This window comes from Pseudomonas sp. 2995-1 (assembly GCF_002742505.1).
Lineage (GTDB): Bacteria > Pseudomonadota > Gammaproteobacteria > Pseudomonadales > Pseudomonadaceae > Aquipseudomonas > Aquipseudomonas sivasensis.
On record NZ_LJSA01000377.1, the window covers coordinates 20701 to 42748 of the forward strand.

The 22048-nt window shown below is 60.6% G+C and carries 28 protein-coding genes; 15 read left to right on the top strand and 13 right to left on the bottom strand.

The features are described 5' to 3' along the window. The first annotated feature begins 25 nt into the window (after positions 1–25). On the top strand, positions 26–829 hold the full coding sequence (gene dapF / locus AOA61_RS17390; protein ID WP_099602236.1) for a diaminopimelate epimerase: 804 nt from the start codon (positions 26–28) through the stop codon (positions 827–829). On the opposite strand, the gene AOA61_RS17395 is transcribed toward dapF, so the two are convergent. Together AOA61_RS17395 and AOA61_RS17400 are read right to left on the bottom strand one after the other, a co-directional pair. Further along, positions 817–1959 carry a PAS domain-containing sensor histidine kinase gene (locus AOA61_RS17395; RefSeq protein ID WP_095184496.1) on the bottom strand — a complete coding sequence of 381 codons (1143 nt, stop codon included), beginning with the start codon at positions 1957–1959 and terminating at the stop codon, positions 817–819. The genes dapF and AOA61_RS17395 overlap by 13 nt on opposite strands. Further along, a complete protein-coding gene (locus AOA61_RS17400; protein WP_099602237.1) occupies positions 1949–2764 on the bottom strand; it encodes an alpha/beta fold hydrolase in 816 nt (271 codons plus the stop codon). Before AOA61_RS17400 ends, AOA61_RS17395 begins: the two co-directional genes overlap by 11 nt. Positions 2765–2892: 128 nt before the next feature. Between AOA61_RS17400 and AOA61_RS17405 the strand changes: the two genes are divergently transcribed. Further along, positions 2893–4122, top strand: coding sequence for a YgcG family protein (locus tag AOA61_RS17405; RefSeq protein ID WP_099602238.1), 1230 nt, complete (start codon positions 2893–2895; stop codon positions 4120–4122). Between the two features lie 20 nt (positions 4123–4142). Here AOA61_RS17405 and AOA61_RS17410 read toward each other — a convergent pair whose 3' ends face one another. The 3 genes from AOA61_RS17410 to AOA61_RS17420 form a co-directional block, all read right to left on the bottom strand. Then, positions 4143–4568 carry a GNAT family N-acetyltransferase gene (locus tag AOA61_RS17410; protein ID WP_032889463.1) on the bottom strand — a complete coding sequence of 142 codons (426 nt, stop codon included), beginning with the start codon at positions 4566–4568 and terminating at the stop codon, positions 4143–4145. A gap of 46 nt (positions 4569–4614) precedes the next feature. Further along, positions 4615–5814: a hypothetical protein gene (locus AOA61_RS17415; protein WP_099602239.1), complete on the bottom strand. Its 1200-nt coding sequence runs from the start codon at positions 5812–5814 to the stop codon at positions 4615–4617. Between the two features lie 62 nt (positions 5815–5876). After that, positions 5877–6368: a GNAT family N-acetyltransferase gene (locus AOA61_RS17420; protein WP_032889459.1), complete on the bottom strand. Its 492-nt coding sequence runs from the start codon at positions 6366–6368 to the stop codon at positions 5877–5879. A 206-nt stretch (positions 6369–6574) separates the two neighbouring features. Between AOA61_RS17420 and AOA61_RS17425 the strand changes: the two genes are divergently transcribed. Further along, positions 6575–7042: a GNAT family N-acetyltransferase gene (locus AOA61_RS17425; protein ID WP_099602240.1), complete on the top strand. Its 468-nt coding sequence runs from the start codon at positions 6575–6577 to the stop codon at positions 7040–7042. An 80-nt stretch (positions 7043–7122) separates the two neighbouring features. Here the strand turns inward: AOA61_RS17425 and AOA61_RS17430 are convergent, their stop codons facing one another. Continuing rightward, complete coding sequence (locus AOA61_RS17430) at positions 7123–7608, bottom strand: hydrolase (RefSeq protein WP_032889455.1); 486 nt, start codon at positions 7606–7608, stop codon at positions 7123–7125. A 140-nt stretch (positions 7609–7748) separates the two neighbouring features. Between AOA61_RS17430 and AOA61_RS17435 the strand changes: the two genes are divergently transcribed. Next, positions 7749–8078: a DHCW motif cupin fold protein gene (locus tag AOA61_RS17435; protein WP_032889453.1), complete on the top strand. Its 330-nt coding sequence runs from the start codon at positions 7749–7751 to the stop codon at positions 8076–8078. A 10-nt stretch (positions 8079–8088) separates the two neighbouring features. Here the strand turns inward: AOA61_RS17435 and AOA61_RS17440 are convergent, their stop codons facing one another. Together AOA61_RS17440 and AOA61_RS17445 are read right to left on the bottom strand one after the other, a co-directional pair. After that, positions 8089–8571, bottom strand: a complete 483-nt coding sequence (locus AOA61_RS17440; protein WP_095184506.1) for a copper chaperone PCu(A)C — start codon at positions 8569–8571, stop codon at positions 8089–8091. Next, positions 8571–9176: an SCO family protein gene (locus AOA61_RS17445; protein ID WP_032889449.1), complete on the bottom strand. Its 606-nt coding sequence runs from the start codon at positions 9174–9176 to the stop codon at positions 8571–8573. The genes AOA61_RS17440 and AOA61_RS17445 overlap by 1 nt, the downstream gene beginning before the upstream one ends. Before the next feature lie 181 nt (positions 9177–9357). Between AOA61_RS17445 and AOA61_RS17450 the strand changes: the two genes are divergently transcribed. Both AOA61_RS17450 and AOA61_RS17455 read left to right on the top strand, forming a co-directional pair. Then, positions 9358–9741, top strand: coding sequence for a DUF2946 domain-containing protein (locus tag AOA61_RS17450; protein WP_099602241.1), 384 nt, complete (start codon positions 9358–9360; stop codon positions 9739–9741). Positions 9742–9803: 62 nt separating this feature from the next. Further along, entirely contained in the window at positions 9804–10349 is a 546-nt protein-coding gene (locus AOA61_RS17455; protein ID WP_099602242.1) for a putative natural product biosynthesis protein, read from the top strand. A gap of 124 nt (positions 10350–10473) precedes the next feature. Here AOA61_RS17455 and AOA61_RS17460 read toward each other — a convergent pair whose 3' ends face one another. Together AOA61_RS17460 and AOA61_RS17465 are read right to left on the bottom strand one after the other, a co-directional pair. Then, positions 10474–10755 carry a hypothetical protein gene (locus AOA61_RS17460; protein WP_032889443.1) on the bottom strand — a complete coding sequence of 94 codons (282 nt, stop codon included), beginning with the start codon at positions 10753–10755 and terminating at the stop codon, positions 10474–10476. Positions 10756–10816: 61 nt separating this feature from the next. After that, entirely contained in the window at positions 10817–11293 is a 477-nt protein-coding gene (locus tag AOA61_RS17465; protein ID WP_032889441.1) for a hemerythrin domain-containing protein, read from the bottom strand. A 324-nt stretch (positions 11294–11617) separates the two neighbouring features. Here AOA61_RS17465 and AOA61_RS17470 point away from each other — a divergent pair, with 324 nt between their 5' ends. Continuing rightward, positions 11618–11824 (top strand): PLDc N-terminal domain-containing protein, encoded by a 207-nt coding sequence (locus AOA61_RS17470; RefSeq protein ID WP_095184509.1) that lies wholly within the window; start codon positions 11618–11620, stop codon positions 11822–11824. Between the two features lie 62 nt (positions 11825–11886). Here the strand turns inward: AOA61_RS17470 and AOA61_RS17475 are convergent, their stop codons facing one another. Next, positions 11887–12447 carry a type 1 glutamine amidotransferase domain-containing protein gene (locus AOA61_RS17475; protein WP_032889437.1) on the bottom strand — a complete coding sequence of 187 codons (561 nt, stop codon included), beginning with the start codon at positions 12445–12447 and terminating at the stop codon, positions 11887–11889. A 340-nt stretch (positions 12448–12787) separates the two neighbouring features. Here AOA61_RS17475 and AOA61_RS17480 point away from each other — a divergent pair, with 340 nt between their 5' ends. Further along, complete coding sequence (locus AOA61_RS17480; RefSeq protein WP_099602243.1) at positions 12788–13219, top strand: DNA methylase; 432 nt, start codon at positions 12788–12790, stop codon at positions 13217–13219. Further along, positions 13216–13953, top strand: coding sequence for a DUF72 domain-containing protein (locus tag AOA61_RS17485; protein WP_241150134.1), 738 nt, complete (start codon positions 13216–13218; stop codon positions 13951–13953). The genes AOA61_RS17480 and AOA61_RS17485 overlap by 4 nt, the downstream gene beginning before the upstream one ends. Here the strand turns inward: AOA61_RS17485 and AOA61_RS17490 are convergent. Beyond that, positions 13918–14703 carry a DeoR/GlpR family DNA-binding transcription regulator gene (locus AOA61_RS17490; RefSeq protein WP_099602245.1) on the bottom strand — a complete coding sequence of 262 codons (786 nt, stop codon included), beginning with the start codon at positions 14701–14703 and terminating at the stop codon, positions 13918–13920. The genes AOA61_RS17485 and AOA61_RS17490 overlap by 36 nt on opposite strands. A gap of 121 nt (positions 14704–14824) precedes the next feature. On the opposite strand from AOA61_RS17490, the gene AOA61_RS17495 reads away from it, so the two are divergent. Beyond that, positions 14825–15985 (top strand): alpha-hydroxy acid oxidase, encoded by a 1161-nt coding sequence (locus AOA61_RS17495; RefSeq protein ID WP_099602246.1) that lies wholly within the window; start codon positions 14825–14827, stop codon positions 15983–15985. 192 nt (positions 15986–16177) lie between these two features. Here AOA61_RS17495 and AOA61_RS17500 read toward each other — a convergent pair whose 3' ends face one another. After that, entirely contained in the window at positions 16178–17104 is a 927-nt protein-coding gene (locus AOA61_RS17500; protein WP_099602247.1) for an alpha/beta hydrolase, read from the bottom strand. Positions 17105–17266: 162 nt separating this feature from the next. Here AOA61_RS17500 and AOA61_RS17505 point away from each other — a divergent pair, with 162 nt between their 5' ends. The 5 genes from AOA61_RS17505 to ycaC all read left to right on the top strand — a co-directional run bounded on the left by AOA61_RS17505 (position 17267) and on the right by ycaC (position 21888). Continuing rightward, the gene (locus AOA61_RS17505) at positions 17267–18112 is read left to right on the top strand and encodes an SDR family NAD(P)-dependent oxidoreductase (protein ID WP_032889425.1); all 846 of its coding nucleotides are present in this window, start codon (positions 17267–17269) and stop codon (positions 18110–18112) included. Between the two features lie 35 nt (positions 18113–18147). Further along, positions 18148–18735: an NUDIX domain-containing protein gene (locus AOA61_RS17510; RefSeq protein WP_032889423.1), complete on the top strand. Its 588-nt coding sequence runs from the start codon at positions 18148–18150 to the stop codon at positions 18733–18735. Positions 18736–18823: 88 nt separating this feature from the next. Next, complete coding sequence (locus AOA61_RS17515) at positions 18824–19414, top strand: antibiotic biosynthesis monooxygenase (protein WP_032889421.1); 591 nt, start codon at positions 18824–18826, stop codon at positions 19412–19414. After that, entirely contained in the window at positions 19411–21249 is a 1839-nt protein-coding gene (locus AOA61_RS17520) for an amidohydrolase (RefSeq protein ID WP_095184513.1), read from the top strand. Before AOA61_RS17515 ends, AOA61_RS17520 begins: the two co-directional genes overlap by 4 nt. Before the next feature lie 21 nt (positions 21250–21270). Next, a complete protein-coding gene (ycaC, locus tag AOA61_RS17525; protein ID WP_032889415.1) occupies positions 21271–21888 on the top strand; it encodes an isochorismate family cysteine hydrolase YcaC in 618 nt (205 codons plus the stop codon). Positions 21889–22048 lie beyond the last annotated feature (160 nt).

The following is a 22048-nucleotide window of genomic DNA, read 5'->3' on the forward strand; positions in this document are numbered from 1 at the left end:
CCACAGGTCGACCCCAGGACACTCCATGCCCTTGCAGTTCGTAAAAATGCACGCCCATGGCGATGACTTCATCATCGTCGACCGCCGTGGCCTGGACGACCCGATCACCCCACAGATCGCCCGCCGCCTGGGCAATCGCCACACTGGCATCGGCTTCAATCAACTGGCCGTGGTGCTTGATTGCGAAGATGCCGTCGCGCGTATCAAGTTCTGGAACCCCAACGGCACAGCGCTGCAAACCTGCGGGAGCGCCACCCGAGGCGTGGCCGACCGTTTGATGTATGAAATCGGCGGCGATTCGGTTGTGCTGCGCACTGACCGTGGCCTGCTGACCTGCGTGCGCGAGTCGGGGCGGCGGGTGTCGGTGAACATGGGCGAGCCGTCGTTGGACTGGGCATCAGTGCCGCTGGCCGAGGCCATGGACACGGGCACCTTGCCGATCGACGGCAGCCCGGCGGCGTGCAGCATGGGCAATCCCCATTGCACGTTTTTTGTCGACGACATCAACGCCATTGATGTGGCCGCAGTAGGTCCGGCGTTGGAGCTTCATCCGTTGTTCCCGGCCAGGACCAATGTGCATTTTGTGCAGGTGCTGGACCGTGGGCATATCCGCCTGCGCATCTGGGAGCGTGGCGGTGGCGTGCCGTTGGGTTCCGGTTCGTGCTGTTGCGGGGCGGTGGTCAATGGCATCCGGCGCGGCTTGCTGGATGCCACGGTGCAGGTGCAGTGCGATGGCGGCACGGTCACCGTGCACTGGGCGGGTGAGGGCGGCGTGGTGTTGACCGGCAGTGTCGAGCCGATCATGCAGGGCAGTGTCTATCTGTCCTGAAACTTCACCGTAAACGTGGTGCCGGCGTTGGCGCAGGAACTCACCGCCACATCGCCGCCATGCACTTTGGCCAGCTCGCGCACGATATACAGCCCCAGGCCCACACTGCGTACGTCACTGCCCTGGTCGGTGCCGCGGGTCATGGGCTCGAACAGCCCGGTCAGCAAGGCTTCGGGAATTGCCGGGCCGTGGTTGTGCACGGCGACTTCACACGCGCCATCACCCAGGTTCGAGGTGATGGTGATGGGCAGCAGCGGGTCGCCATAAGCCACGCTGTTGGCCACCAGGTTGCCGATGATCTGCTGCACACGGTCTGCGTCCAGACACGCGCCGCCACTGCCTTTGGCCTGATGCTCCAACGTCGCTTTGGGGAATGCCACACGCAGCTCATCCACCGTGCGATGAATCACGTCATGCAGGTCCAGCGGCGCCGCCTTGATGCTGATGCCCTGGCCGACCCGGGCCTGGGTGAAGTCCAACAGGTCGGCAATCATGCGTTGGGCGCGTTCGGATGATTGGCCGATATGCCCAAGTAGCTGGCGTTCTTTGGCGGTGCGCTCGCCACGGTTGAGAAAGTCCGACGCCATGCGGATCGCCGTAAGGGGGTTTTTCAGGTCATGGCTGACAATCGCAACCATCTGCTCGGCAAACAGTGCGCGGCGCTGGGCAATGGCGTAGGCCTCGCTCAGTTCGGCCTGTGCCTGGTGCAGCGCCAGTTCGGTAGCGGTCTTTTCCTGCAGCAGCGCTTCGGCCAAGTTGCGTGCGTTGAGCAACTCGCGCTCGTACTTGTCCCGGTCGGTGGTGCCGAACAACGCCAGGTCGTGCACTACAGCGCCGGCCTGTTCGCGTTTGTTGCCGTTGAGCAGCACGGTCACCTTGTGCCCGTCGTGGTGCAGCATGTCCAACTTCACTTCGGTGACGCTGCCGTGCATACGCAGCATCGGCGCCAGGTGGGTCTGGTGGAAGATCCGCCCGCCTATGGTCAGCAGGTCCTGGAAGCGATGGCCGCACAACTCGGCATTGCTGAACCCCAGCCAATCACTGAAGCGCGCGTTGGCTTGCAGGATCGTGCCGTCTTCCGAGGTGACGGCCAGGGCGCAGGCGGCGCTGTCGAACAGCTCAGTGGGCACGGGAAACCGCCCAAGGCGCGAGGAATGTGTCCATGGCCGCCGCGCAGGCTTGCGGCGCGCTCATGTGGGGGCAGTGGCCGACGTTAGCCACCAGGCAATAGGTGCTGTTGGGCAACACGCGGTGCAGGTATTCGCCCACGGCCACGGGGGCAATCAGGTCGTCGCTTGATTGCAGGATCAACACCGGGGTGGTCAGGCCGATCACGTCCTGGCGGTTGTCGGACATGAAGGTGACGCGCGCGAATTGCTTGGCGATGTCCGGTTCGGTGCGGCAGAAACTGTCGGTCAGTTCGTCACTCAGCGCTGGTTGCCCAGGCGCGCCCATGATCACCGGGGCCATGGCGCTGGACCAACCGAGGTAGTTGCTGTCGAGGGTGTCGAGCAGGTCGTCGATATCGCTGCGCTTGAAGCCGCCTACGTAGTCATCGATATCGATATAGCGCGGTGAGGGACCGATCATCACATGGGCAGCGACACGGCCGGGGCTCAGGCGATCGGCGAGGGTGCCGATCATCGCGCTGACCGAGTGCCCCACCAGAATCACCGGGCCTTCGGCATAGGCGTCGATGATCTCGTTGAGGTCGCGGGCGTAGCCTTCCAGCACGTTGTATTTGGTCTTGTCGAAGGCGCTCAGGTCAGACAGACCGGCGCCCACCAAGTCATACATCACCACGCGAAAGCGGTCTTCAAACTGCGGTGCCAAGTATTTCCACATGGCCTGGTTGCAGCCGAATCCATGGGAAAACACCAGGGTCGAAGCCCCACGGCCCATCACAGTAACGTTGTTGCGGTGGCGTAGGTCCATGTGGGTCCCGAAATTATGGCGTATTGCTATATACACGGCAGTTTAGATAGTCATCGGCGTGGGGTCACGCGTTATAGAGCTGATAAGGTAAAGTCGGCGCCTTCAGGAAGAAACTTCAGGTAACAAACATGATGCGGTGGTTACGGCAATCTCTCTCGATTCTGCTGGTAGTGGTGTTCACCAGCCCGTTAATCAGCGCCCAGGCTGACACCTCGCCGATTGGCATCGCCCTTGACCAGCGGGTGATCGACCTCACCAACACCCTCGACACCAGCACCACCACTCGTCTGAAAGAGCAGCTCGCCGCCCTCGAACAACGCAAAGGCGCCCAGGTGGCCGTGTTGCTGGTGCCCTCCACTGGCGAGGCGAGCATCGAGGATTACGCCAACCAACTGTTCCGCGCCTGGAAACTGGGGCGCAAGGACGTCAACGACGGCATCCTGCTGGTGGTGGCCAAGGCTGATCGCAAGGTGCGTATCGAAGTGGGCTACGGCCTGGAAGGCACCGTCACCGACCTGTTGGCCCACCGCATCATTGAGGAGCACATCACGCCGGCGTTTCGTCGGGGCGATTACGCGGGCGGCATCAGCCAAGGCGTGGATGATCTGGTCGTGCTGGTGGACGGCGGAGAGTTGCCTCAGGTGACAGGCCCCGGCGTTGCGCCCGAGGCCATCGCGGTGTTGCTCGCGTTTATCGTTGGTGCGATTGGCGGCGTGCTGATGGCCGCGCGCAAGCTGGGTTGGCGTGGGGCGTTAATCGCCACGGCTGCCGTCACTGTGTTGCTGGTGGTGTTCGCCGGTGGCCGGGAATGGCCGGTTTATCTGCTGGTATTGCCGCTGAGCATCCTGATTGGCGGCGCCACCTTCGGCGCATTGTGGCTGGCGCGCACGGCGTTCTACTGCGTGATGGGGGTGCTGGCCTATGTCGTCGGTGTGGTGATAGCCAACCGGTTTGTAGAGGTCAGTTATGTCCATTGGCTGGTCTGGCCGTTTGGCGGGGCGTTAGTGCTGGGCTTATACCTTGGGTTGTACTTCGTCATCAAAGCATCCTGGAAAAAGAGCCCGCGCTTTTTCCTCCTGCGTGCGTTGGCGGTCACGGCTGTCTACGTTGCCGCAGGGATGCTGCTGGGGCACGGTTACCAGGGCTGGATCGTGGCGATCCCCGTGGCCTCCTTCGTGGCGTTTATTGTGTTTGTGCAGAGCATTGCCAGTTCCGGGTCGGGTTCGAGTCGGAGTTCCGGTTCAAGCTCCAGCTCTAGTGGCTCCAGCTCTAGCTCCAGCTCCAGTGGCTCCAGCTCCAGCAATTCCTCCGGGGGCGGCGGTTCCAGTGGCGGCGGCGGGGCTTCGGGGAGTTGGTAAGCCTGACGAGGCCCTGACCGTTACAGCTGTTTAGAGAGAAAAACGCGGCTGCTGCCTTGGGGCGCGCAGGGTATTTCCCCAAACCGCACCCATCCATTTTTCTCGTAAAACCCCGGCGCCTGAAAGCTGATGGTGTACAGCACCGCATTCAGGCAGCCCCGACGCCGAGCTTCGTCTTCAAAAGCTTTCAGCAACTGGCTGCCGAGGCCCGTGCCACGCAGGGAGTCGGGCAGGTGAAACAGGTCAAGGAAGGCCATGCCGAACGCTGTTCTACCCGTAATGCCTCCCAAGACTTCCTGGGTGTGCGGGTCTCTGATCAACACCGTCAAAGGGCGCCGGTCATGGTAACCGGCGGCCTGTTCGTTGAAGGCGGCCAGGCCGCTACTCAGGATGCGCTCGGCGTCGGGGTTGGGTTGGTCGCTGATTTCAATCTGAGCATGCTGCATCGCGATGGCGTCCGTGTTGTGCCTAACCTTGGCGCTGGCCCGTGGTTCAGTTGGGCGAGGCGTCTGATGAGTGTTCGGGTGATGCTTGTCCTGTTTTGTTTCCAGAGGGCGTTGCAGCGTCTGTTGCCGGCGCCGACTTCCTGGGTGTGCGAATCGCGTTGCTGCTTTGAGTGAGGACACAGTAGTCGGAATGTTCCGGCCACTCCTTGAGCGTTTTGTTGATCAGGCGGGTTGGGCACAAAAGCAGCACATCGCCGAAGGAAAACAGTGGGAATGCGCGTACCACGGGGTGACCACGCAATTCTTCGACCTCGCCCCAGATTTGCGTATCGAAATCTTCCGTGGCCCAGGTTTTTGTCAGCCAGAACCTGGCCTCCACCGGGTCACGCGCCTTCATGGCAAGCGCCGCCGAATAAACGATGGAGGCAGAACTTCCCGGTGCAACAACAATGACCATTGCCGCGCAGGCGACCACTGCCAGCAGGCTAAAGAACAGGCGCTTGAACAGGTCCCCCTTGCAAACATAGAACACCACCACGGGCAGTAGGGGGACGGTGGTGGCGAACATCGAGATAAACATCAAGCGGTTCATGCCGTCGAGCGTGTCTTTGTCGGCATAGGCGCTGTAGATCAAGCTGGCGGGAAATACCGCAGAGAACACCGTTGCAATCAGCAACAATGCAAGCATGAGGATGAACAATCCCCGTACCGGCCAGCTGCGAGGTTTTGCGGTACTCGCAAAGGTTGCACAGATGTCGACGGCAACGCGGAATCCGGGTAACGCCACCAGGCCAAACAAGGTGGCGGCAAGACCAACCAGGGTATAGAGCAGCGTGTCGTCACCGCTCAACGAAGGCCCCTTGAAGCTGTGCCACAGCATTGCAAGGATACCGCTCAATACCGGCACAAATAGGATGCCCACCAATTTGCGCTGTTGGGACGCCGCATCACTGAACAAGGACATCGTTAGCCCGAACAGGAATGTGGTCGATAACAGAATGAACAGGTACACCCCCAGCATGCCGGCCACGGCGGCGAGCCAGGGAATCAGCGCCGACTTGGCCTCCAGCGCAGCGGCCATCAGGTCCGGGCGGCCTATCGCAGTCGCGTAGGTGGACAGCGTATAAAACCCCAGCAATGTGCCCAGCCCCGCGAAAATAACGCTGAGGGGCGCCCAATAGATGGCCATTCGTTTGAGGTTTTTCTTAACAGCTTGTTGAAAGGTGGGCGGTGTTGCGTTGAGCACGAGGTGATTCCTTCCCTGGACAAAAATAGCGGTGATGTACCCGGAGCATGTTGGGCTGAGCGTTAAAGCGCCATCACCATCTCATGCCACGCCATCCCGCCGTGATCCGAAGGCGAAGGCCGAACATAGGTGTAACCCAGCCGCGCATACAACGGCACATGCCGCTCCTTGCACATCAGGTGAATGGTTCGTTTGCCTAGCGTTTTCATGCGCTGCACAAACTCGCTCATCAACACCGTGGAATAGCCGTTGCCCTGATGCGCGGGGTCGACCACCACCGACATGATCACCACGTTCGGCGCCTCGGGTGCATGCCCCACCAACTCCTTGAATGCCTCGTCCGACATCACCACTTCATGGGCGCAGCCACTGTTGATAAATCCCACCACCTCGCCATCGGCTTCAAGAATCAGGAAGCCTTGCGGGTACAACGCAATGCGCGTGGCGATCTTCTCCAGGGTCGCGGCTTCGTCGCCTTCGTAGGCAGTGATTTCTATCTCAAAGCAACGGGCAGCGTCGGCGGGGAGGGCGTTGCGCAGGGTGAGGGCGGGCATGCAGGTTCCTGGGGCATTGATTGAAAGGGCACATGATAGATACAAACCCGCCACGTGGCACAGTCTACGGTGTATGTCGCGACATCCTGACTGTTGCACTGCCCCCAGCATCGCGCCACTCGATCGCGCTAATATAAAAAACCACGTCTGGCTCCAAGGTATCGATCAGGCCTTGAAGTCACCAACACGCATAAAGGAAGGACCCTGTGCTGGAAATAAAACGCGCCACCCCCGAAGACGCCAACGCCGCTTTTGACATCCGCCGCGAAGCCATCCGCAGCCAATGCATCGGTGCCTACACCGCTGAGCAAATGGCGCTCTGGACTCGCGGCAGTGCCGACGATGGTTACAGCACGTTGATGGAAAAACCGTTTTACCTCGGCTGGGTAAACGATGAACCGGTCGCCACCGGCATGCTCGACCTCGACAACAATGAAGTGGGCGCGTTGTTTGTACTGCCGCAGTTCACCGGGCGTGGGTACGGCAAGGCGATGCTGGATCATCTTGAGGCGCTTGCGCGGGAACTGGAGTTAGCAGAGGTGGTGCTGGATGCGACGTTGAATGCGGCGAGTTTCTATCGGGCATGCGGCTATGTGGGGGAGCAGCCGGCGATCTACCACTCGCCGTCGGGGCTGGAGTTGGCGTGTATACCGATGACTAAGCGGATTGAATGAGCAGCGCTGCCCAATGAGGGGCTTACTGGCGATAGCGGTGGTTCAGGCAACAAAGCTCTCGACGCCGTCCTTGCCCCTCATCAGGTACGGAAAGCCGCGCGCAGCCGCTCTATAACCGCGTCAACCGAATCCCCATGAACCTGCGGCGGCACCCGACTTTCCCCAAATTCGCGCCACACAAACAGCGTCAACTCGGCGCCGTCGGTCTGCGCCTGCGCATGGCCAGGCGCGGCAAAGCTATGCAGCAGTCGATAACGCTCATCCCGCCAGAACGCATCCTCCACCCAGTCATACACCGGGATGAAATGAAAATGCAGCGGGAACCCTGGCATATGCCCGTAGCGGCTGATGTACAGCCACTTGGGTTCGAGTTGGGCCTCCATGACCCGCTGGGTCCTGGCCAGTAACCCACCCAGTTCGGCCAGTGCGGCTTCCGGCATGTCGGCCAGGGAATGAATACGCGCCTTGGCGCCCAGCATCAGGTAGCCCGGCAGTTTTGACGCCAGGTGATGGTTGAGCTGCCAGTGCTCGGTCTCAAGCAGGATGTAAGCAGGGTCGATCTGCATCAGCGCGCATCCACGGGAACAAGACCGGCAGGATAACAAGCGTCGCCACCTGTATCCCACAAAAGCATGGGATCTGTGTCTGTCGCCTACCGTTGCAGGCCGATAGCCTCCCTCCACCATCACTCACGACTGAGCCCCCCATGAACCTCACCGCTGTCCCCTTTGGCACCACCGACTGGTCCGCCATCGACCCCGTCGTTTACCCCGGCGTTACCGGCCATGCGCTGTGGCGCACCTGCCATTTCGGAAACACTCGTGTACGCATGGTGGAGTACACCCCCGGCTACCTGGCCGATCACTGGTGCAAACGCGGGCATGTGTTGTTGTGCCTGGAAGGCGAGTTGGACACGGAGTTGGAAGACGGCCGTCAGTTCACGCTGACGGCCGGGATGAGTTACCAGGTAGGTAATGACATGGAAGCGCATCGCTCATCGACGAGCGTTGGGGCGAAGCTGTTTATCGTGGATTGATGCAGCACGGTCAGTGCATCTTGCTGTGGTCCATATGGCTATGGTCCACACCATCCAAACCACGTGCTGGCGCGGTCACTTCCACGGTCTGCTGTTCACCCTTGGCGTTTTCCACCGTCAGGGTCAGCGGTACTTGGTCGCCTTCCTTGATCTGCCCGGTCAGGCCCATCAGCATCACGTGGTAGCCATTCGGGTCGAGTGTGACGGCCTTGCCTGCGGGCAAGGCCACTGCGTCTACCGGGCCCATGCGCATGACGTCGTCTTTCATGCTCATTTCATGGATCTGCACGTCCTTTGCCACCGGCGATGCCACACGCAGTAACTTGCTGTCGCTGTCCGCCGTGACGGTCATGAACGCGCCGCTGGACGGCTGGCCCTGCACCGTGGCGCGCACCCAGGCGTCGGTCACTTGCACCTGGGCGCTGGCGTGGGCGGCGAAACCCAAGAGGGCGAGGCCGAAGGTGAAGCGCTTGAGGTGTTGAACGGCAGTCATTAGCAGACCTCCATGACGGTGAGCAGGTCTTCTGCGCACTCTTTTGCGGTAAGGGATGCTTGCAGGCCCAGGCGCAGGTTGCCGCGCGTGTCGAAGACGAAACTGGTGGCCGTGTGGGACAGCGTGTAGGTGTCTCCGGCGGGGATCTTTTCATAAAAGATCCCGAACTCCTTGGCGGCCACGGCGATTTCTTCGGGGGTGCCGTACAGCGCTTCGAAGCTCGGATCGAAGGCCTTGACGTACTTGTCGAGAATCTCCGGTGTGTCGCGTTCCGGGTCGAGGGTGATAAAGATTACCTGCATGATCTCGCCGTCGCGGCCCATCAGCTTCTTGGCTTGGGCGGCGCGGGCGAGGGTGGTCGGGCACACGGCCGGGCACTGGGTGAAGCCGAAGAACACCACCGGCATCAGGCCACGGTAGGAGCTGAGGGTGACGGTGTCGCCCTCGGTGTTCTTGAGCTTGAAGGTGCGGCCCATGATCTTGTCGCTCAAGTCCTTGCCGTACTTGAAGTTCAACCTGGGGCTGTTGTCACAACCGGTCAGCAGGCCCAGACCCAGCAGGCCCATGCCGGTCAGGACCTTGCGGCGGGTGAATAACGTACTCATCAACTGTGCATCCTGTGAAACGCCTGCATTGCTCTGGATCTACACATCAGGCTTTGAAAAGGAGTAAACGAGGAGGGCGCCAAGTCTACCAACCCTGGCGATGGCACGTAATCTGCGACGTTCTGCCACAGGGGGCCGCCGTATTTCATCCCTTTGCGGCTTCGGTGGTAGAGTCGCCGCCATGAAATCGAGCCACCCCGACCGTTCGCCAATCGTCTGGACCCTGTACTTCTGCGTACTGATGAACCTGTTCGTGTGCGGTTTGGGCCATGGCCAGATGATGGGCCAGGAGCTCAATGGGATCGGCGGCGCGTTCTGTTCGGTGGACGGTAAGCAGGCGCCACTTTCCGACAAAGGGTTGGGCAGCCCATCTTCCAGCAACATCTCGAACTACTTTGCCTGCCCGGTGTGCGCCGCCCTGACGGTCGCCCTGGTGTTCCTGATTGGACTGGCGTGGCTGTTGGGCCTCGGACAAACCCCGCGCCCGGCCCATGAACAACGCAACAAGGCGCCTCCGCGCCATGCCTGGCCCTCGGCCAATCCCCGCGCTTCCCCCGCATTCTGACGTGTGCCTTGGGCTTCCTGTGACCAGGAGGCGTTCTATCGTCACGACTGTGAGTGCATTTCATGAACCAACAATTGCCTGCAGGCGCCAGTCGCCTGGTCAGCAAGGCGTCCCGTCGCCTGCGCGCGGAACCGGCGCGGGCTGAATACCCGAGTAACTCCCGCTGCTTCGTGCGCCTGGATGCGCGCCTTTTGCCCTACTGGCACACCCTGTTCGATATCTGCCCAGCGCTGCTAAAGCTCGACCCGCCCGAGGGCTTGAACCTGTTCCGCAGCTTTATGACCTGGGCCTATCGCAACCAGCCCGCGCAGGATTGGACCTACCACCTGAATGTGTGCCGCTGGTTGCTGGGCTCGACGTATCGCCAGCACATCGACGATGAGCCCATCGAAGCGTTCATGGCGGCCGCCGCAGCGTGTTGGGTCAACACCGATACCAGCCACGCGCAGGGGGTAGTCCTGGCCTGGCAATCGATGACGGTGTTCGATTGCAAGCAAGCAATGTTCGCCGACGCTGCACCCTCAGCCTTGCCACCCTCGCCATGGGATTTCGCCTGGTGCCCGTTGAATGCCCAAGGACGCTTCAACGACTGGTTGCCTGTGCCTTGATCAGTATCAAGGCGCGTGCGTATTGCGTTGGCACTAAATGGTGCAGCACATCGCAGCGTCGGTGGCGTGGCCCGGAACAGCGCTCGCTGACTGACAGGCTGCGCTGCCGATTACGGTTGAGCTGTCAGCTGCCGGTGCGCGGTTTTTGCTGACGGTCTTTGTCTCTATCGTCGCGGTCATCAGCCTTGGGAGTTTTGTCCGGCTGTTTGACGGTGTCCTGGCTTTTTTTGCCACTGTCGGCCGGGCTGCTCGGGTACGTGCCGGGTGGCAGCGCGGAGCCTGCAGCCCCATCACCTGCAACAGCATTGGCTGCAGGTGTCGGGTTGTCGCCGAAAGCGGCGAGGGCGGGTTGGCCTGAAAGAGCCGTCAGGCAGAGTGCAAGCACGATCCTTTGTCTATTCGTCATGATTCAATCCTCTTGATTCATCGAACACACCCGTGGACTTGTCCACGGGTCGACGGGTGCGTCACGCAGCCATTGGCTTGTCCGCCATCGCCTTCTTATGCGCGGCCTTCATGGCTTGCATTTGTTCACCCAGTTCTTCCAGTAGAGCTTTGCCCAGCAGTTTCTTCGCTTGAGGAAACATCTCGGTTTCCTCTTCTTCAATGTGGTGTTCCAGCAGTTCCTTGACCACCTTCACCCGACCGGAAAACTCGGTGGTGGACGGCTCCGTCTGCTTCAGGTCAGGCAGCACCAGCGAGTCGACCGTGCGATGTTCTTCCTTGGCTTCGTGGTACATGATGTCCTGCTCCTTACCGCCGGCTTTACGGAACGCCGGGTACAGAATCTCTTCTTCAAGCTTGGTGTGCAGGCTGATTTCCATTTCGAGTTTAGCCAGCAACTCGGTGCGCTTTTTAACCCCGCGTTCGGTGGATTCGCTCAGTTGGGTCAACAATGCTTTAACACGTTCATGGTCGGCTTTGAGCAGGTCGATGGCATTCATGATGAAACCTCACAGTCAGGGTACGGGCGCGTCGAGGTGCGCGCGTTGTCTGGTAGGAAATTGCATAAGTCAGACCATCATGGATGATCGGTTAAACGTCATTCGAATCAATAAGTTGAGATTGATTTTAGAAAACCTGTGTCGTGCAGCTTGCATGGTCGGTCCCCAACCAGGTTGCATTAAACCCGCTTCTACCTGCGCACTGGACAGACAGAGGTGACTCGGCATGTGCCGCAACCATTGGGCGAGAGCGCCCTGGCGTAATTTCGATGGAACCCTTGGGGGGAATGCTTGACCTAACCCATAGACCTCAGGAGGTGAATCATGGAAATAAATTATGTCTGGATCGGTTTGGCGGTAATTCTGCTGCTCTTGGAATTGTGGGCAATTAACGTCGTATTGCGCAGTACCGGTGGCTGGGAGACCAAGGGGCTGTGGCTGGTGATCCTGATCTTTGTGCCGTTGCTGGGCCTGATTGCGTGGGCGATGTTCGGGCCCAAACGCGAGATGCCGGAACACCGCAAGAGCTGACGCCTAAGGCCGTTAGCAAACAGGCGCCCTATGGGCGCCTGTTTACGTTCAGGTGCCGGATATCAGCCAGCCAGCGCCTTGGCAATCGCCTCATTGAACGCCGGCAAATCGTCGGGTGTACGGGAGGTGATCAAGGTCCAGCCATTGGCGTTGCATTGCTTGACCTCGGCGTCGACCCAACCGGCAGCGCCGGCGTTTTCCAGGTCGATGCGGACGCTTTTGTAGGAGGTCAACGTCTTGCCTTTGATCACGCCCGCGTCGATCAGGGTCCACGGCCCATGACAGATGGCCGCAATGGTTTTGCCGTCGGCGGCGAAGTCCTTGATCAAGCGCAGCGCCGCTGCGTCCTGGCGCAGGGTGTCGGCGTTCACGGTACCGCCGGGGATCACCAGCGCATCAAAATCGCTGCTCTGCACATCCGACAGTTGCACCTCGGATTCCACGGTCCTGTCCTTTTCGGTATCACCGACAAACGTTTGGGTGCTGCCGCCCTTGCTGGAAGCGTGGGTCACCGTCGCGCCAAAACCGCGCAGCGCTTCCAGGGGCTTGAGCAACTCGTCGCGCTCGATGCCGGTGTTGGAGGTGATGATGAGGATTTTCTTTCCGTTGAGTTGCGAGGTCATGGTCGAGTGTCTCCTGGGTGAAGGGGGTTAATGGTCGTGTCTGGCCTGTCGCTTCCTGGCCATTTCAGCTTCGCCGATACCTCACTGTTGAGGGCGCGCGTGGGCAAAAGGTTTAAATTTTTTTGCGCCGATTTCTACGCTGCAATTTCCTTGAACTATCGAAATACCCAGGGCTCTGCTTCACACAGGACGCGATTTTTTGTGCGCCGTTAATTGCTTGGAGAGATACCGTGGCCGCTCCCCTAACTGCCGTTAAAACGCCTGACCGTATGAGCTCGCAAGAGGCACGGAAAAGTGCAGACTCAGCCGCCACGGCTGATCGCAAGCGGGGTCAATAAGCATGGCGCGCGCCATTACCGCTGCTGAATTGGGGATCGAACTCAAGCCTGACGACGACAGCGGCTTGTTCAAGTGGTTTATCGCCAGTTTCCTGATGGGCAAGCGAATCCAGGCACCCATTGCCGCACAGGCGTACAGGGTGATTGTGGAGCAGCAGGGGCGCGACACTGCCCGCAAGTTGCAGCACTGTACGTCGCGAGAATTGGTGGCAATGCTGGGGTGTGCCCATTACGTTCGCTACGACGAATCTACTGCGCAGCGGCTGCTGGACCTCAGCGCGAAGCTGAACGCCGATTACGGGGGCAAGATCACTCACGTACGTCGCGCCAGTGCAGACCGCAAGGCGTTTGAGAACCGCTTGGCCGAGTTCGATGGCGTAGGCCCCAAGACCATCGAGATTTTCATGCGCGATGCGGCGGCGGTCCTGTTTTGACGGGATTGTTGTACGTCGGCTGTGCGGGCTGGAGCTTGCCGCGTGAGCACTGGCCGGCGTTCAGCGACGCGGGCACCCATTTGCAGCGCTACGCGTCGCGCTTTAACGCGGTGGAGATCAACAGCTCGTTCTATCGTCCACACCTGCCGAAAACGTACGCACGTTGGGGCCAATCCGTGCCGTCTGCGTTTCGTTTTTCGGTGAAAGTGCCCAAACGTATTACCCACGAGTTGGGCCTGCAGCGTTGTGAAGCTGCGCTGGATGAGTTTCTCGAACAGTGCGCGCCACTGCGTGAACACCTGGGCTGCCTGCTGGTGCAACTGCCTCCCTCATTGAGCTATGAGCCCTCCAGTGCCAGCGTCTTTTTCATGGCTGTTCGCCGATGTTTTGCCGGCAATGTGGTGCTTGAGCCGCGCCACGCCAGTTGGCTGGCAGCTGAGGCGATGTTGCAGGATTTGCACATAGGACGGGTGGCAGTCGACCCACCCGTGATCGACGCCACGCCCACCTGCGCGGGATGGCAAGGCGTGCGCTATTGGCGCCTGCACGGATCACCGCGCATCTATCACAGCGCCTATGGCCCGGAGCGTGTACTCGGGTTCGCAAGGCACCTGAGCCGGTCGGCCGCAGACGGCGTTCCTACCTGGTGCATTTTCGACAACACCGCCAGCGGCCATGCGGTGGCCGATGCCCTGTACCTACTCGACCTCAACCCGCAACACTTCCAACCCTAGCTGCTCGTACGCCTCCACACTCGGCACATGCCACTCGGTAATCAACGTGTGAATCCTGCTGCACGGCGCCACCACAAACGGCTCCACCGCGCCGAGTTTGTCCGCCATGGTCACCGCGACCACCTGGGAGGCGCTGTCGAGGAAGGCTTGCTTGACCGCGACTTCATCAAAGTGCAGCGAGCTGATGCCTACTTGCGGATGCAATGCGCATACGCCGGTAAACAACAGGTCGGCCTTGATGCTCTGGATCAGGCGTACGGCTTCGTGGCCGCCGGTGGACAGCGTGGCCGGGTTGAGTTGGCCGCCGGCCAGAATCACGGTCACATTGGGATGGTCGGCCAAGGCAATGGCGATCATCGGTGAGGTTGTGACCACCGTCAGCCGGATTGCGCGCGGCAATGACTGAGCGATCTGCAGCGTGGTCGAGCCGGAATCGAACAGCACAATCTGGCCGTCTTCCACCCTCTGTGCGGCCAACTGCGCGAGTTGGCGTTTGGCGTCATTGGTCTCGCCGACCCGGGTGAAAAAATCTTTGCCTGTGTCCTTGGGCCGAGGCAGGGCGCCGCCGTGTACGCGCTGCAACAGGCCGGCGGCGGCGAGTTCGCCGAGGTCACGACGGATGGTGTCCTGAGACACCGCAAAGTGTTCCACCAGTTCCGAGGCGGTGACTTTGCCGTCGCGCTCCAGCAGCAACAGAATCTTCTGTTTGCGGAGGGAAGGCAGGTCGATGGCTTGATGAGTGTCGTGCATGTTTTTGCGCTTTTTTGCGGGTTTGTGCGAGATTAGTCGCCCGTAGATATAAACGCAATCACTGGTTGAGCGACCGTGGTGCGGCTACTCTCTGCGCTCAGTTCAGGGAGAGGTGACCTAGATGTCGTTGATCACAACCATCGAAGATTTACGCAAGCTGGCGCAAAAACGTGTCCCAAGGATGTTCTACGATTATGCCGATTCCGGCTCTTGGACTGAGAGCACCTACCGGGCGAATGAAAGCGATTTTGCCCGGATCAAATTCCGCCAGCGGGTGGCGCGCAACATTGATGAGCGATCGATCCGCACCGCTATGATCGGCCAGGACATGGCCATGCCCGTGGCCCTGGCTCCCACCGGCCTGGCGGGTATGCAGCATGCCGATGGCGAGATTCTCACCGCCCGCGCTGCCGCCAGGTTTGGCCTGCGCTACACCTTGTCGACCATGAGCATCTGCTCCCTTGAAGACATCGCTGAACAGGTGGGCCAGCCGTTCTGGTTCCAACTGTATGTGATGCGTGACCGTGGCTTCGTCGAGCAACTGATCGAACGCGCCAAGGCCGCTGGCGTGGATGCGCTGGTGCTGACCCTGGACTTGCAGATCCTGGGGCAACGGCACAAGGACCTGATCAACGGCCTGTCTGCGCCGCCCAAACTGACCCTGCCGAATATCCTCAATATGGCGACCAAACCGCGTTGGGTGATGGGCATGCTCGGCACCCAACGGCGCGGTTTCGGCAATATCGTCGGGCATGTGAAGGGTGTGGCGGACATGAGTTCGCTGTCGTCCTGGACCGCCCAGCAATTCGACCCGCGACTGAGCTGGGACGATGTGGCGTGGATCAAGAAATGCTGGGGCGGCAAGTTGATCATCAAGGGCATCCTTGATGTCGAAGACGCGCGCCTGGCGGCTGATTCCGGTGCGGATGCCTTGGTGGTGAGCAACCACGGTGGCCGTCAGTTGGACGGCGCGCCGTCGAGCATCAGCCAGTTGCCGGCGATTGTCGACGCGGTAGGCGAGCGTATCGAGGTGTGGCTCGATGGCGGTATTCGTTCCGGCCAGGACGTACTCAAGGCGATGGCGCTCGGCGCTAAAGGCACCATGATCGGTCGTGCGCATTTGTATGGTTTGGGTGCGATGGGTGAGGCGGGGGGGACCAAGGCACTTGACATCATCGCCCGTGAATTGGACGTGTCGATGGCGCTGTGTGGCTATAACGATATACGCGATGTGAACCGTGAGATTTTGCTGCCGGGGACCTTTCCCGAAAGCATTGTTTGAGCAAAAAAATCGTAAAAATACGAAAAGAGTTGTCCACGAAAACCGTGGGTATCTCTGTGGATAACTTTGCAAGACCCCGGCGGGTATGGCGATTTAGCCCGCGGTCAATATTTGATCAACTTTCAGCGAGGCCCAGTATGGGCAGGGTTTGCGCTTGACAGCCAAGCGCGAACCCAGTGCCGAAAAGCTGTTTTATGACTCGCCCTTGCGCTCCGCGGAGTGCGTGACAACGTGGGCGGGCATCTTGGTCTGCATCAAGTTGTCGAGAGCCTGGCGATAACTGCGACCGGCCAGACTCATGCTGTTGTTATGGCTGGCGCCGGGCACCAGCAACAGCCGCTTGGGTTCCTGGGCAGCTTCAAACAATTGCTGGCTGAAGCGTGGCGGCACGTAGCGGTCGTCGAGGCCATGCACCACCAGCAACGGCATATGGATGTCGGCAATCTTGTCGATGGAATCAAACTTTTGCGACAGCAACCAGCGCACCGGCAACGACGTGTTGGCCACCGCCGTCGCCACGTCTGCCAGGGAGGTAAAGGTGGATTCGATCACCAGGCCGCGCACCGGCCGAGGCGTTTGCTTGCCCAGTTCGGCAGCCAGGTCGATGGCGACCGCGCCACCGAGGGAATGCCCGTAGATCAGGCGCTTGCTCGGGTCGGGTTGCAGCACTTGGAAACGTTCCCATGCGATACGCGCATCTTCGTACACGGTGGTTTCCGACGGCAGCTCGCCGCGGCTTTGGCCAAAGCCGCGATAGTCGATGGCCAGAACCGAATAGCCGAGGGCATGCAATTGCTCGATGCGGAACAATTGCCCGGTGAGGTTCCAACGTACCCCATGCAGGTAGAGGATCGCTGGCGCGTCCTTTTTGTCCGCCGGGTACCACCAACCATGAATGTTCTGCCCCGACTTAAAACTGGCGGGCTTGAGTTCAAATTCCTGCACCGCCTTGGGCAAGCCGCTGTACCAACTGGCGGTGCCCGGTTCGATGCGAAACACCAGTTCGCGCTCCTTGTGTTGCAGCACGCTGCACCCTACCGGCAGGCCGACGATCAACAACGCCATGCACAGCAGGGGCAACCAGCGCAGGCTCAGGCGCGATAGAAAACGAGAGGGCATGAAGATTCCTGAACAAAGATGAAGCTGGGGTTTTACCAGATGGCCTACACAGGCAGGTATAAATTCGACGGCCGCCCACGGCGATTGCTTGCAAAGTGTTACAGCATTGAACAACCCGTACACCGGTTGTTAGGGTAGGCGGCCGAACAGGAGAGCAAGCACATGGATTTCACAGGTAAAACCGCCATCGTCACCGGCGGTGCGCGTGGGTTGGGACTCAGTTATGCACGGGCACTGGCCCTGGGCGGTGCCCGGGTGGTGATCAGCGATATCGGCGCCGACAAGGTGGGCGCCGGCAACGATGCCTCGGTGGTCCAGGCGGCGGCAGAAGCCTTGCAGGCCGAAGGGCTCGCGGTGATCGGACATGGCGGTGACTTGTCCACCAACGAGGGCTGTCAGCAACTGGTTGCGTACGCCATCGAGGCATTCGGTCAACTCGATATCCTTATTCACAACGCCGGTTGGGTGGGTTACCAGAACATCCAAGACCTGGATGCCGCGTTCCTGCAGCGGGCCATGGACATCAACCTCTACGCGCCACTTTGGCTGTGCAAGCACGCGTGGCCGCACCTTCTGCGCTCAACCGCGCCACGGATTATCCTCACCACGTCCGACCGCGCCATGTACGCACAATACGAGCAGACCGGCCTGGTGGCCTACAGCGCTGGCAAGATGGCGCAACTGGGGATCATGAACGCGCTGAGCCATGAGGGCGCCGAGGCCGGCATCCGGGTCAATGCGATCTCGCCGGTGGCCAAGACGCGGATGTGGGGCGTGACCGAGGAACCTGACGAACTCAAGCCGGATTGGGTAACCCCGGGGGTATTGTTTCTCGCCTCCACGCTGTGCGAGGACACGGGCTACATCCTGCGGGCCAGCAACGGTCAATTCACCGCAACGCGCTTCACTGAGAATCCCGGGGTGGACTACCCGCGCAACCTGGCGCGGATCAACGCCGGCAGTGCTGAAGAAGTCGCGGCCGCGTGGCCTCGCATCAAACAAGCGTGAACCCCCGATTACTCCTTGGAACAAAGAGCCCGACCATGGACAACAGCCCCGTTCGCATCACCGCCGAAGAGACCCTCTCGGACAACTGGTACCTGCTGAAAAAATACAGCTTCGACCTGCGTCGTCGCGACGGCAGTTGGCAAGCTCAGACCCGCGAGGTGTACGACCGAGGCAATGGCGCGACCATCCTGCTGTACAACCGCGCGCAACGCACCGTGTTGCTGATTCGCCAGTTCCGCATGCCCACCTTCGTCAATGACTACCACGGTTACCTGATCGAAGCGGCGGCGGGCTTGCTGGACAATGCCAGCCCCGAGGAGCGTATTCGCCTGGAAGCCGAGGAAGAGACCGGTTATCGCGTGGGGCAGGTTGAGAAGGTCTACGCGGCGTTCATGAGCCCAGGCTCGGTCACTGAGCGGATTCACTTTTTTATCGGCGAATACCAGCCGGGGGATCGGGTCAGTGGTGGCGGTGGCCTGGAAGAGGAGGGCGAGGACATCGAGGTGCTGGAACTGGGCTTCGAGCAGGCCCTGGCGATGGTGCAGAGCGGCGAGATCGCCGACGGCAAGACCATCATGCTGCTGCAGCACCTGGAGTTGCGTATGTTGAAAGAAGGCTGGTGACTTAAACAGCACGTACATCCAATTTTCCCACCCACCATCCGCGGCAAACTCCCCTCATCGCTGACATTTCAAGGCAGAGGGGCACACCATGGACCCAGCACCACAGACGGGACCCGACGAAGTCGTCACCCTGGTCGTCAAACACTTGATCAAGCAAGGCCAGGAAGCCAACTACGAAGCCTGGCTGCGCCGCATCGTGCGCATCGCCGGCGAGCGCCCAGGGCACTTGGGTGTCGACGTGGTGCGCAGCAAACAGAACAACCTGGCGCTATTCACTTGCGTATTGCGCTACCGCTCCACCGACGACCTGGAAACCTGGCTCGACTCCCCCGAGCGTAAAACCCTGATTGTCGAAGCCTCGCCGATGCTGGCCGATGGCGACAAGACCGAGATCGGTGCGGTCAACGAATTCTGGTTCGCGCCCCTGGCCGACAGCGCCGCCAAGCCGCCGCGCTGGAAACAGGCGGTCGTCAGCCTGTTTGTGATTTTGCCGCAGACCTTGCTTTTGCCGTTTATCTGGGGGCCCATCCTGCGTCTGCACCCGTTCCTGTCCAACTACGTGGTCTCCACCTTCCTGGTCACCCTGACCATCGTGCTGCTGGTGGTGTACCTGCTGATGCCGGCGGCTACCCGCCTGTTCGCACCCTGGCTTGAAGCCTCTGTAAAGGAAACCCTATGAACGCCGATCTGATTCTGTTCAATGGCCAGTTCCACACCGTGGACCGTGAAAACCCGCGCGCAACCGCCGTCGCCATCAGCCAGGGCCGCTTTGTCGCCGTCGGCACCGATGGCGAGGCCATGGCCCTGCGTGGCAGCGGCACCCAGGTCATCGACCTCAAGGGCCGCACCGTGATTCCCGGCCTAAATGACTCCCACCTGCACCTGATCCGTGGCGGGCTGAACTACAACCTCGAACTACGCTGGGAAGGCGTGCCGTCCCTGGCCGATGCACTGCGCATGCTCAAGGACCAGGCCGACCGCACGCCCACGCCGCAATGGGTGCGCGTGGTGGGCGGCTGGAACGAATTCCAGTTCGCCGAAAAACGCATGCCGACCCTGGAAGAACTCAACCAGGCCGCGCCGGACACGCCGGTGTTTGTGCTGCACCTGTATGACCGCGCCTTGCTCAACCGCGCCGCGTTGCGCGTGGCCGGCTACACCAAAGACACGCCGAACCCGCCGGGCGGCGAGATCGTGCGCGACAGCAACGGCAACCCCACCGGCATGCTGGTGGCGCGGCCCAACGCGATGATTCTGTATTCGACCCTGGCCAAGGGCCCGAAACTGCCGCTGGAATACCAGGTCAACTCCACGCGCCAGTTCATGCGTGAACTCAATCGCCTGGGCCTCACCAGCGCCATCGACGCCGGCGGCGGTTTCCAGAACTACCCCGATGACTACGCGGTGATCGAGCAACTGGCCAAGGACGAACAGCTGACGGTGCGCATCGCCTACAACCTGTTCACCCAGAAGCCCAAGGAAGAACTCAGCGACTTCAAGAACTGGACCGGCAGCGTCACCCTGCACCAGGGCGATGACTACCTGCGCCATAACGGCGCCGGCGAGATGCTGGTGTTCTCGGCGGCAGACTTTGAAGACTTCCTGGAGCCGCGCCCGGATCTGCCCCTGACCATGGAGCAGGAGCTGGAACCGGTGGTGCGCCACCTGGTGGAACAACGCTGGCCGTTCCGCTTGCATGCCACCTATGACGAGTCCATCTCGCGCATGCTCGACGTGTTCGAAAAGGTCAACCGCGACATCCCGTTTAATGGGCTGCCGTGGTTTTTCGACCACGCCGAGACCATCACCCCGAAAAATATCGAGCGCGTTCGAGCCCTCGGCGGCGGCATTGCGATCCAGGACCGCATGGCGTTCCAGGGTGAGTATTTTGTCGAGCGCTACGGTGCCAAGGCTGCCGAAGCCACGCCGCCGATCAAGCGCATGCTCGCCGAAGGCGTGCCGGTAGGGGCGGGCACCGACGCCACGCGGGTGTCGAGCTACAACCCTTGGACCTCGCTGTACTGGATGGTCAGCGGCCGTACCGTCGGCGGCCTGGAACTGCACGCCGAAGGTCTGCCGCGCCTCACCGCGCTGGAGCTGTTCACCCATGGCAGCGCCTGGTTCTCGTCCGAGCAGGGCAAGAAAGGCCAGATCAAGGTCGGCCAATTGGCGGACGTCGCCGCGCTGTCAGCGGACTTCTTCAGTGTCGATGAAGAAGCCATCAAGTGGATCGAGTCAGTGCTCACCGTGGTGGGCGGCAAGGTCGTGTACGGCGCCGGCGACTTCGAAGACTACGCACCGCCGCGCGTGCCGGTGCTGCCGGACTGGTCGCCGGTGGTCAAGGTGCCGGGTCACTGGCGTCCAAGTTCACCTTTGCAAGCTCAAGTACACCAATGCAGCGGCCCGTGCGGCGTGCATTCCCACAGCCATGAGAAAGCCCGTCTTTCCAGCGTGCCGGTCAGCGACTTCCAGGGCTTCTGGGGTGCGTTCGGCTGCTCGTGTTTTGCCTTTTAAAACCCCCCAAGGAGTTAACCCATGACTTACAAGCGCTTGAACAAAGATGACGCCGTCGTACTGTTGGTCGACCATCAGACGGGCCTGATCTCCCTGGTACAGGATTTCTCCCCCAATGAATTCAAGAACAACGTACTGGCCCTGGCCGACGTGGCGAAGTTCTTCAACCTGCCGACCATCCTGACCACCAGTTTTGAAGGCGGTCCTAACGGCCCACTGGTGCCAGAACTCAAGGCACTGTTCCCGGACGCGCCGTACATCGCCCGTCCTGGCCAGATCAACGCCTGGGACAACGAAGATTTCGTCAAGGCGGTCAAGGCCACCGGCCGCAAGCAGATCATCATTGCCGGTGTAGTGACGGACGTGTGCGTAGCGTTCCCGACCCTGTGTGCCCTCGCTGAAGGCTTCGAAGTGTTCGTCGTCACCGATGCTTCCGGGACCTTCAATGAAACCGTGCAACAAGCCGCCTGGGCGCGCATGACCGCCGCCGGCGCCCAACTGGTGAACTGGTTCTCCGTGGCCTGCGAGCTGCAAGTGGACTGGCGCAACGACATGGAAGGCCTGGCCAACCTGCTGTCGCCGCGCATCCCCAACTACCGCAACCTGATGAACAGCTACTCGGCGTTTACTGCCAAGTAACCGGTTTTCAAGCCTGTAGGTGATCAATGTGGGAGGGGCTTGCCCCCGATAGCGGTGCCTCAGTCAAAGCTATTGAGACTGACACACCGCAATCGGGGGCAAGCCCCCTCCCACATTTGATTTGTGGTGTTGCGACCATCCAGTTATAAATCAGCCCATC

Excerpts from the sequence above, each read along its gene's own strand:
- AOA61_RS17400 (WP_099602237.1), bottom strand. The coding sequence starts at position 2,764 with ATGGACCTACGCCACCGCAACAACGTTACTGTGATGGGCCGTGGGGCT.
- AOA61_RS17520 (WP_095184513.1), top strand. The coding sequence starts at position 19,411 with ATGAACGCCGATCTGATTCTGTTCAATGGCCAGTTCCACACCGTGGAC.
- AOA61_RS17455 (WP_099602242.1), top strand. The coding sequence starts at position 9,804 with ATGAACCAACAATTGCCTGCAGGCGCCAGTCGCCTGGTCAGCAAGGCG.
- AOA61_RS17515 (WP_032889421.1), top strand. The coding sequence starts at position 18,824 with ATGGACCCAGCACCACAGACGGGACCCGACGAAGTCGTCACCCTGGTC.
- AOA61_RS17430 (WP_032889455.1), bottom strand. The coding sequence starts at position 7,608 with ATGCAGATCGACCCTGCTTACATCCTGCTTGAGACCGAGCACTGGCAG.
- AOA61_RS17510 (WP_032889423.1), top strand. The coding sequence starts at position 18,148 with ATGGACAACAGCCCCGTTCGCATCACCGCCGAAGAGACCCTCTCGGAC.
- AOA61_RS17465 (WP_032889441.1), bottom strand. The coding sequence starts at position 11,293 with ATGAATGCCATCGACCTGCTCAAAGCCGACCATGAACGTGTTAAAGCA.
- AOA61_RS17460 (WP_032889443.1), bottom strand. The coding sequence starts at position 10,755 with ATGACGAATAGACAAAGGATCGTGCTTGCACTCTGCCTGACGGCTCTT.
- dapF (WP_099602236.1), top strand. The coding sequence starts at position 26 with ATGCCCTTGCAGTTCGTAAAAATGCACGCCCATGGCGATGACTTCATC.
- AOA61_RS17475 (WP_032889437.1), bottom strand. The coding sequence starts at position 12,447 with ATGACCTCGCAACTCAACGGAAAGAAAATCCTCATCATCACCTCCAAC.
- AOA61_RS17480 (WP_099602243.1), top strand. The coding sequence starts at position 12,788 with ATGGCGCGCGCCATTACCGCTGCTGAATTGGGGATCGAACTCAAGCCT.
- AOA61_RS17420 (WP_032889459.1), bottom strand. The coding sequence starts at position 6,368 with ATGCCCGCCCTCACCCTGCGCAACGCCCTCCCCGCCGACGCTGCCCGT.
- AOA61_RS17495 (WP_099602246.1), top strand. The coding sequence starts at position 14,825 with ATGTCGTTGATCACAACCATCGAAGATTTACGCAAGCTGGCGCAAAAA.
- AOA61_RS17435 (WP_032889453.1), top strand. The coding sequence starts at position 7,749 with ATGAACCTCACCGCTGTCCCCTTTGGCACCACCGACTGGTCCGCCATC.
- AOA61_RS17470 (WP_095184509.1), top strand. The coding sequence starts at position 11,618 with ATGGAAATAAATTATGTCTGGATCGGTTTGGCGGTAATTCTGCTGCTC.
- AOA61_RS17445 (WP_032889449.1), bottom strand. The coding sequence starts at position 9,176 with ATGAGTACGTTATTCACCCGCCGCAAGGTCCTGACCGGCATGGGCCTG.
- AOA61_RS17440 (WP_095184506.1), bottom strand. The coding sequence starts at position 8,571 with ATGACTGCCGTTCAACACCTCAAGCGCTTCACCTTCGGCCTCGCCCTC.
- AOA61_RS17500 (WP_099602247.1), bottom strand. The coding sequence starts at position 17,104 with ATGCCCTCTCGTTTTCTATCGCGCCTGAGCCTGCGCTGGTTGCCCCTG.
- AOA61_RS17505 (WP_032889425.1), top strand. The coding sequence starts at position 17,267 with ATGGATTTCACAGGTAAAACCGCCATCGTCACCGGCGGTGCGCGTGGG.
- AOA61_RS17405 (WP_099602238.1), top strand. The coding sequence starts at position 2,893 with ATGATGCGGTGGTTACGGCAATCTCTCTCGATTCTGCTGGTAGTGGTG.
- AOA61_RS17410 (WP_032889463.1), bottom strand. The coding sequence starts at position 4,568 with ATGCAGCATGCTCAGATTGAAATCAGCGACCAACCCAACCCCGACGCC.
- AOA61_RS17450 (WP_099602241.1), top strand. The coding sequence starts at position 9,358 with ATGAAATCGAGCCACCCCGACCGTTCGCCAATCGTCTGGACCCTGTAC.
- AOA61_RS17490 (WP_099602245.1), bottom strand. The coding sequence starts at position 14,703 with ATGCACGACACTCATCAAGCCATCGACCTGCCTTCCCTCCGCAAACAG.
- ycaC (WP_032889415.1), top strand. The coding sequence starts at position 21,271 with ATGACTTACAAGCGCTTGAACAAAGATGACGCCGTCGTACTGTTGGTC.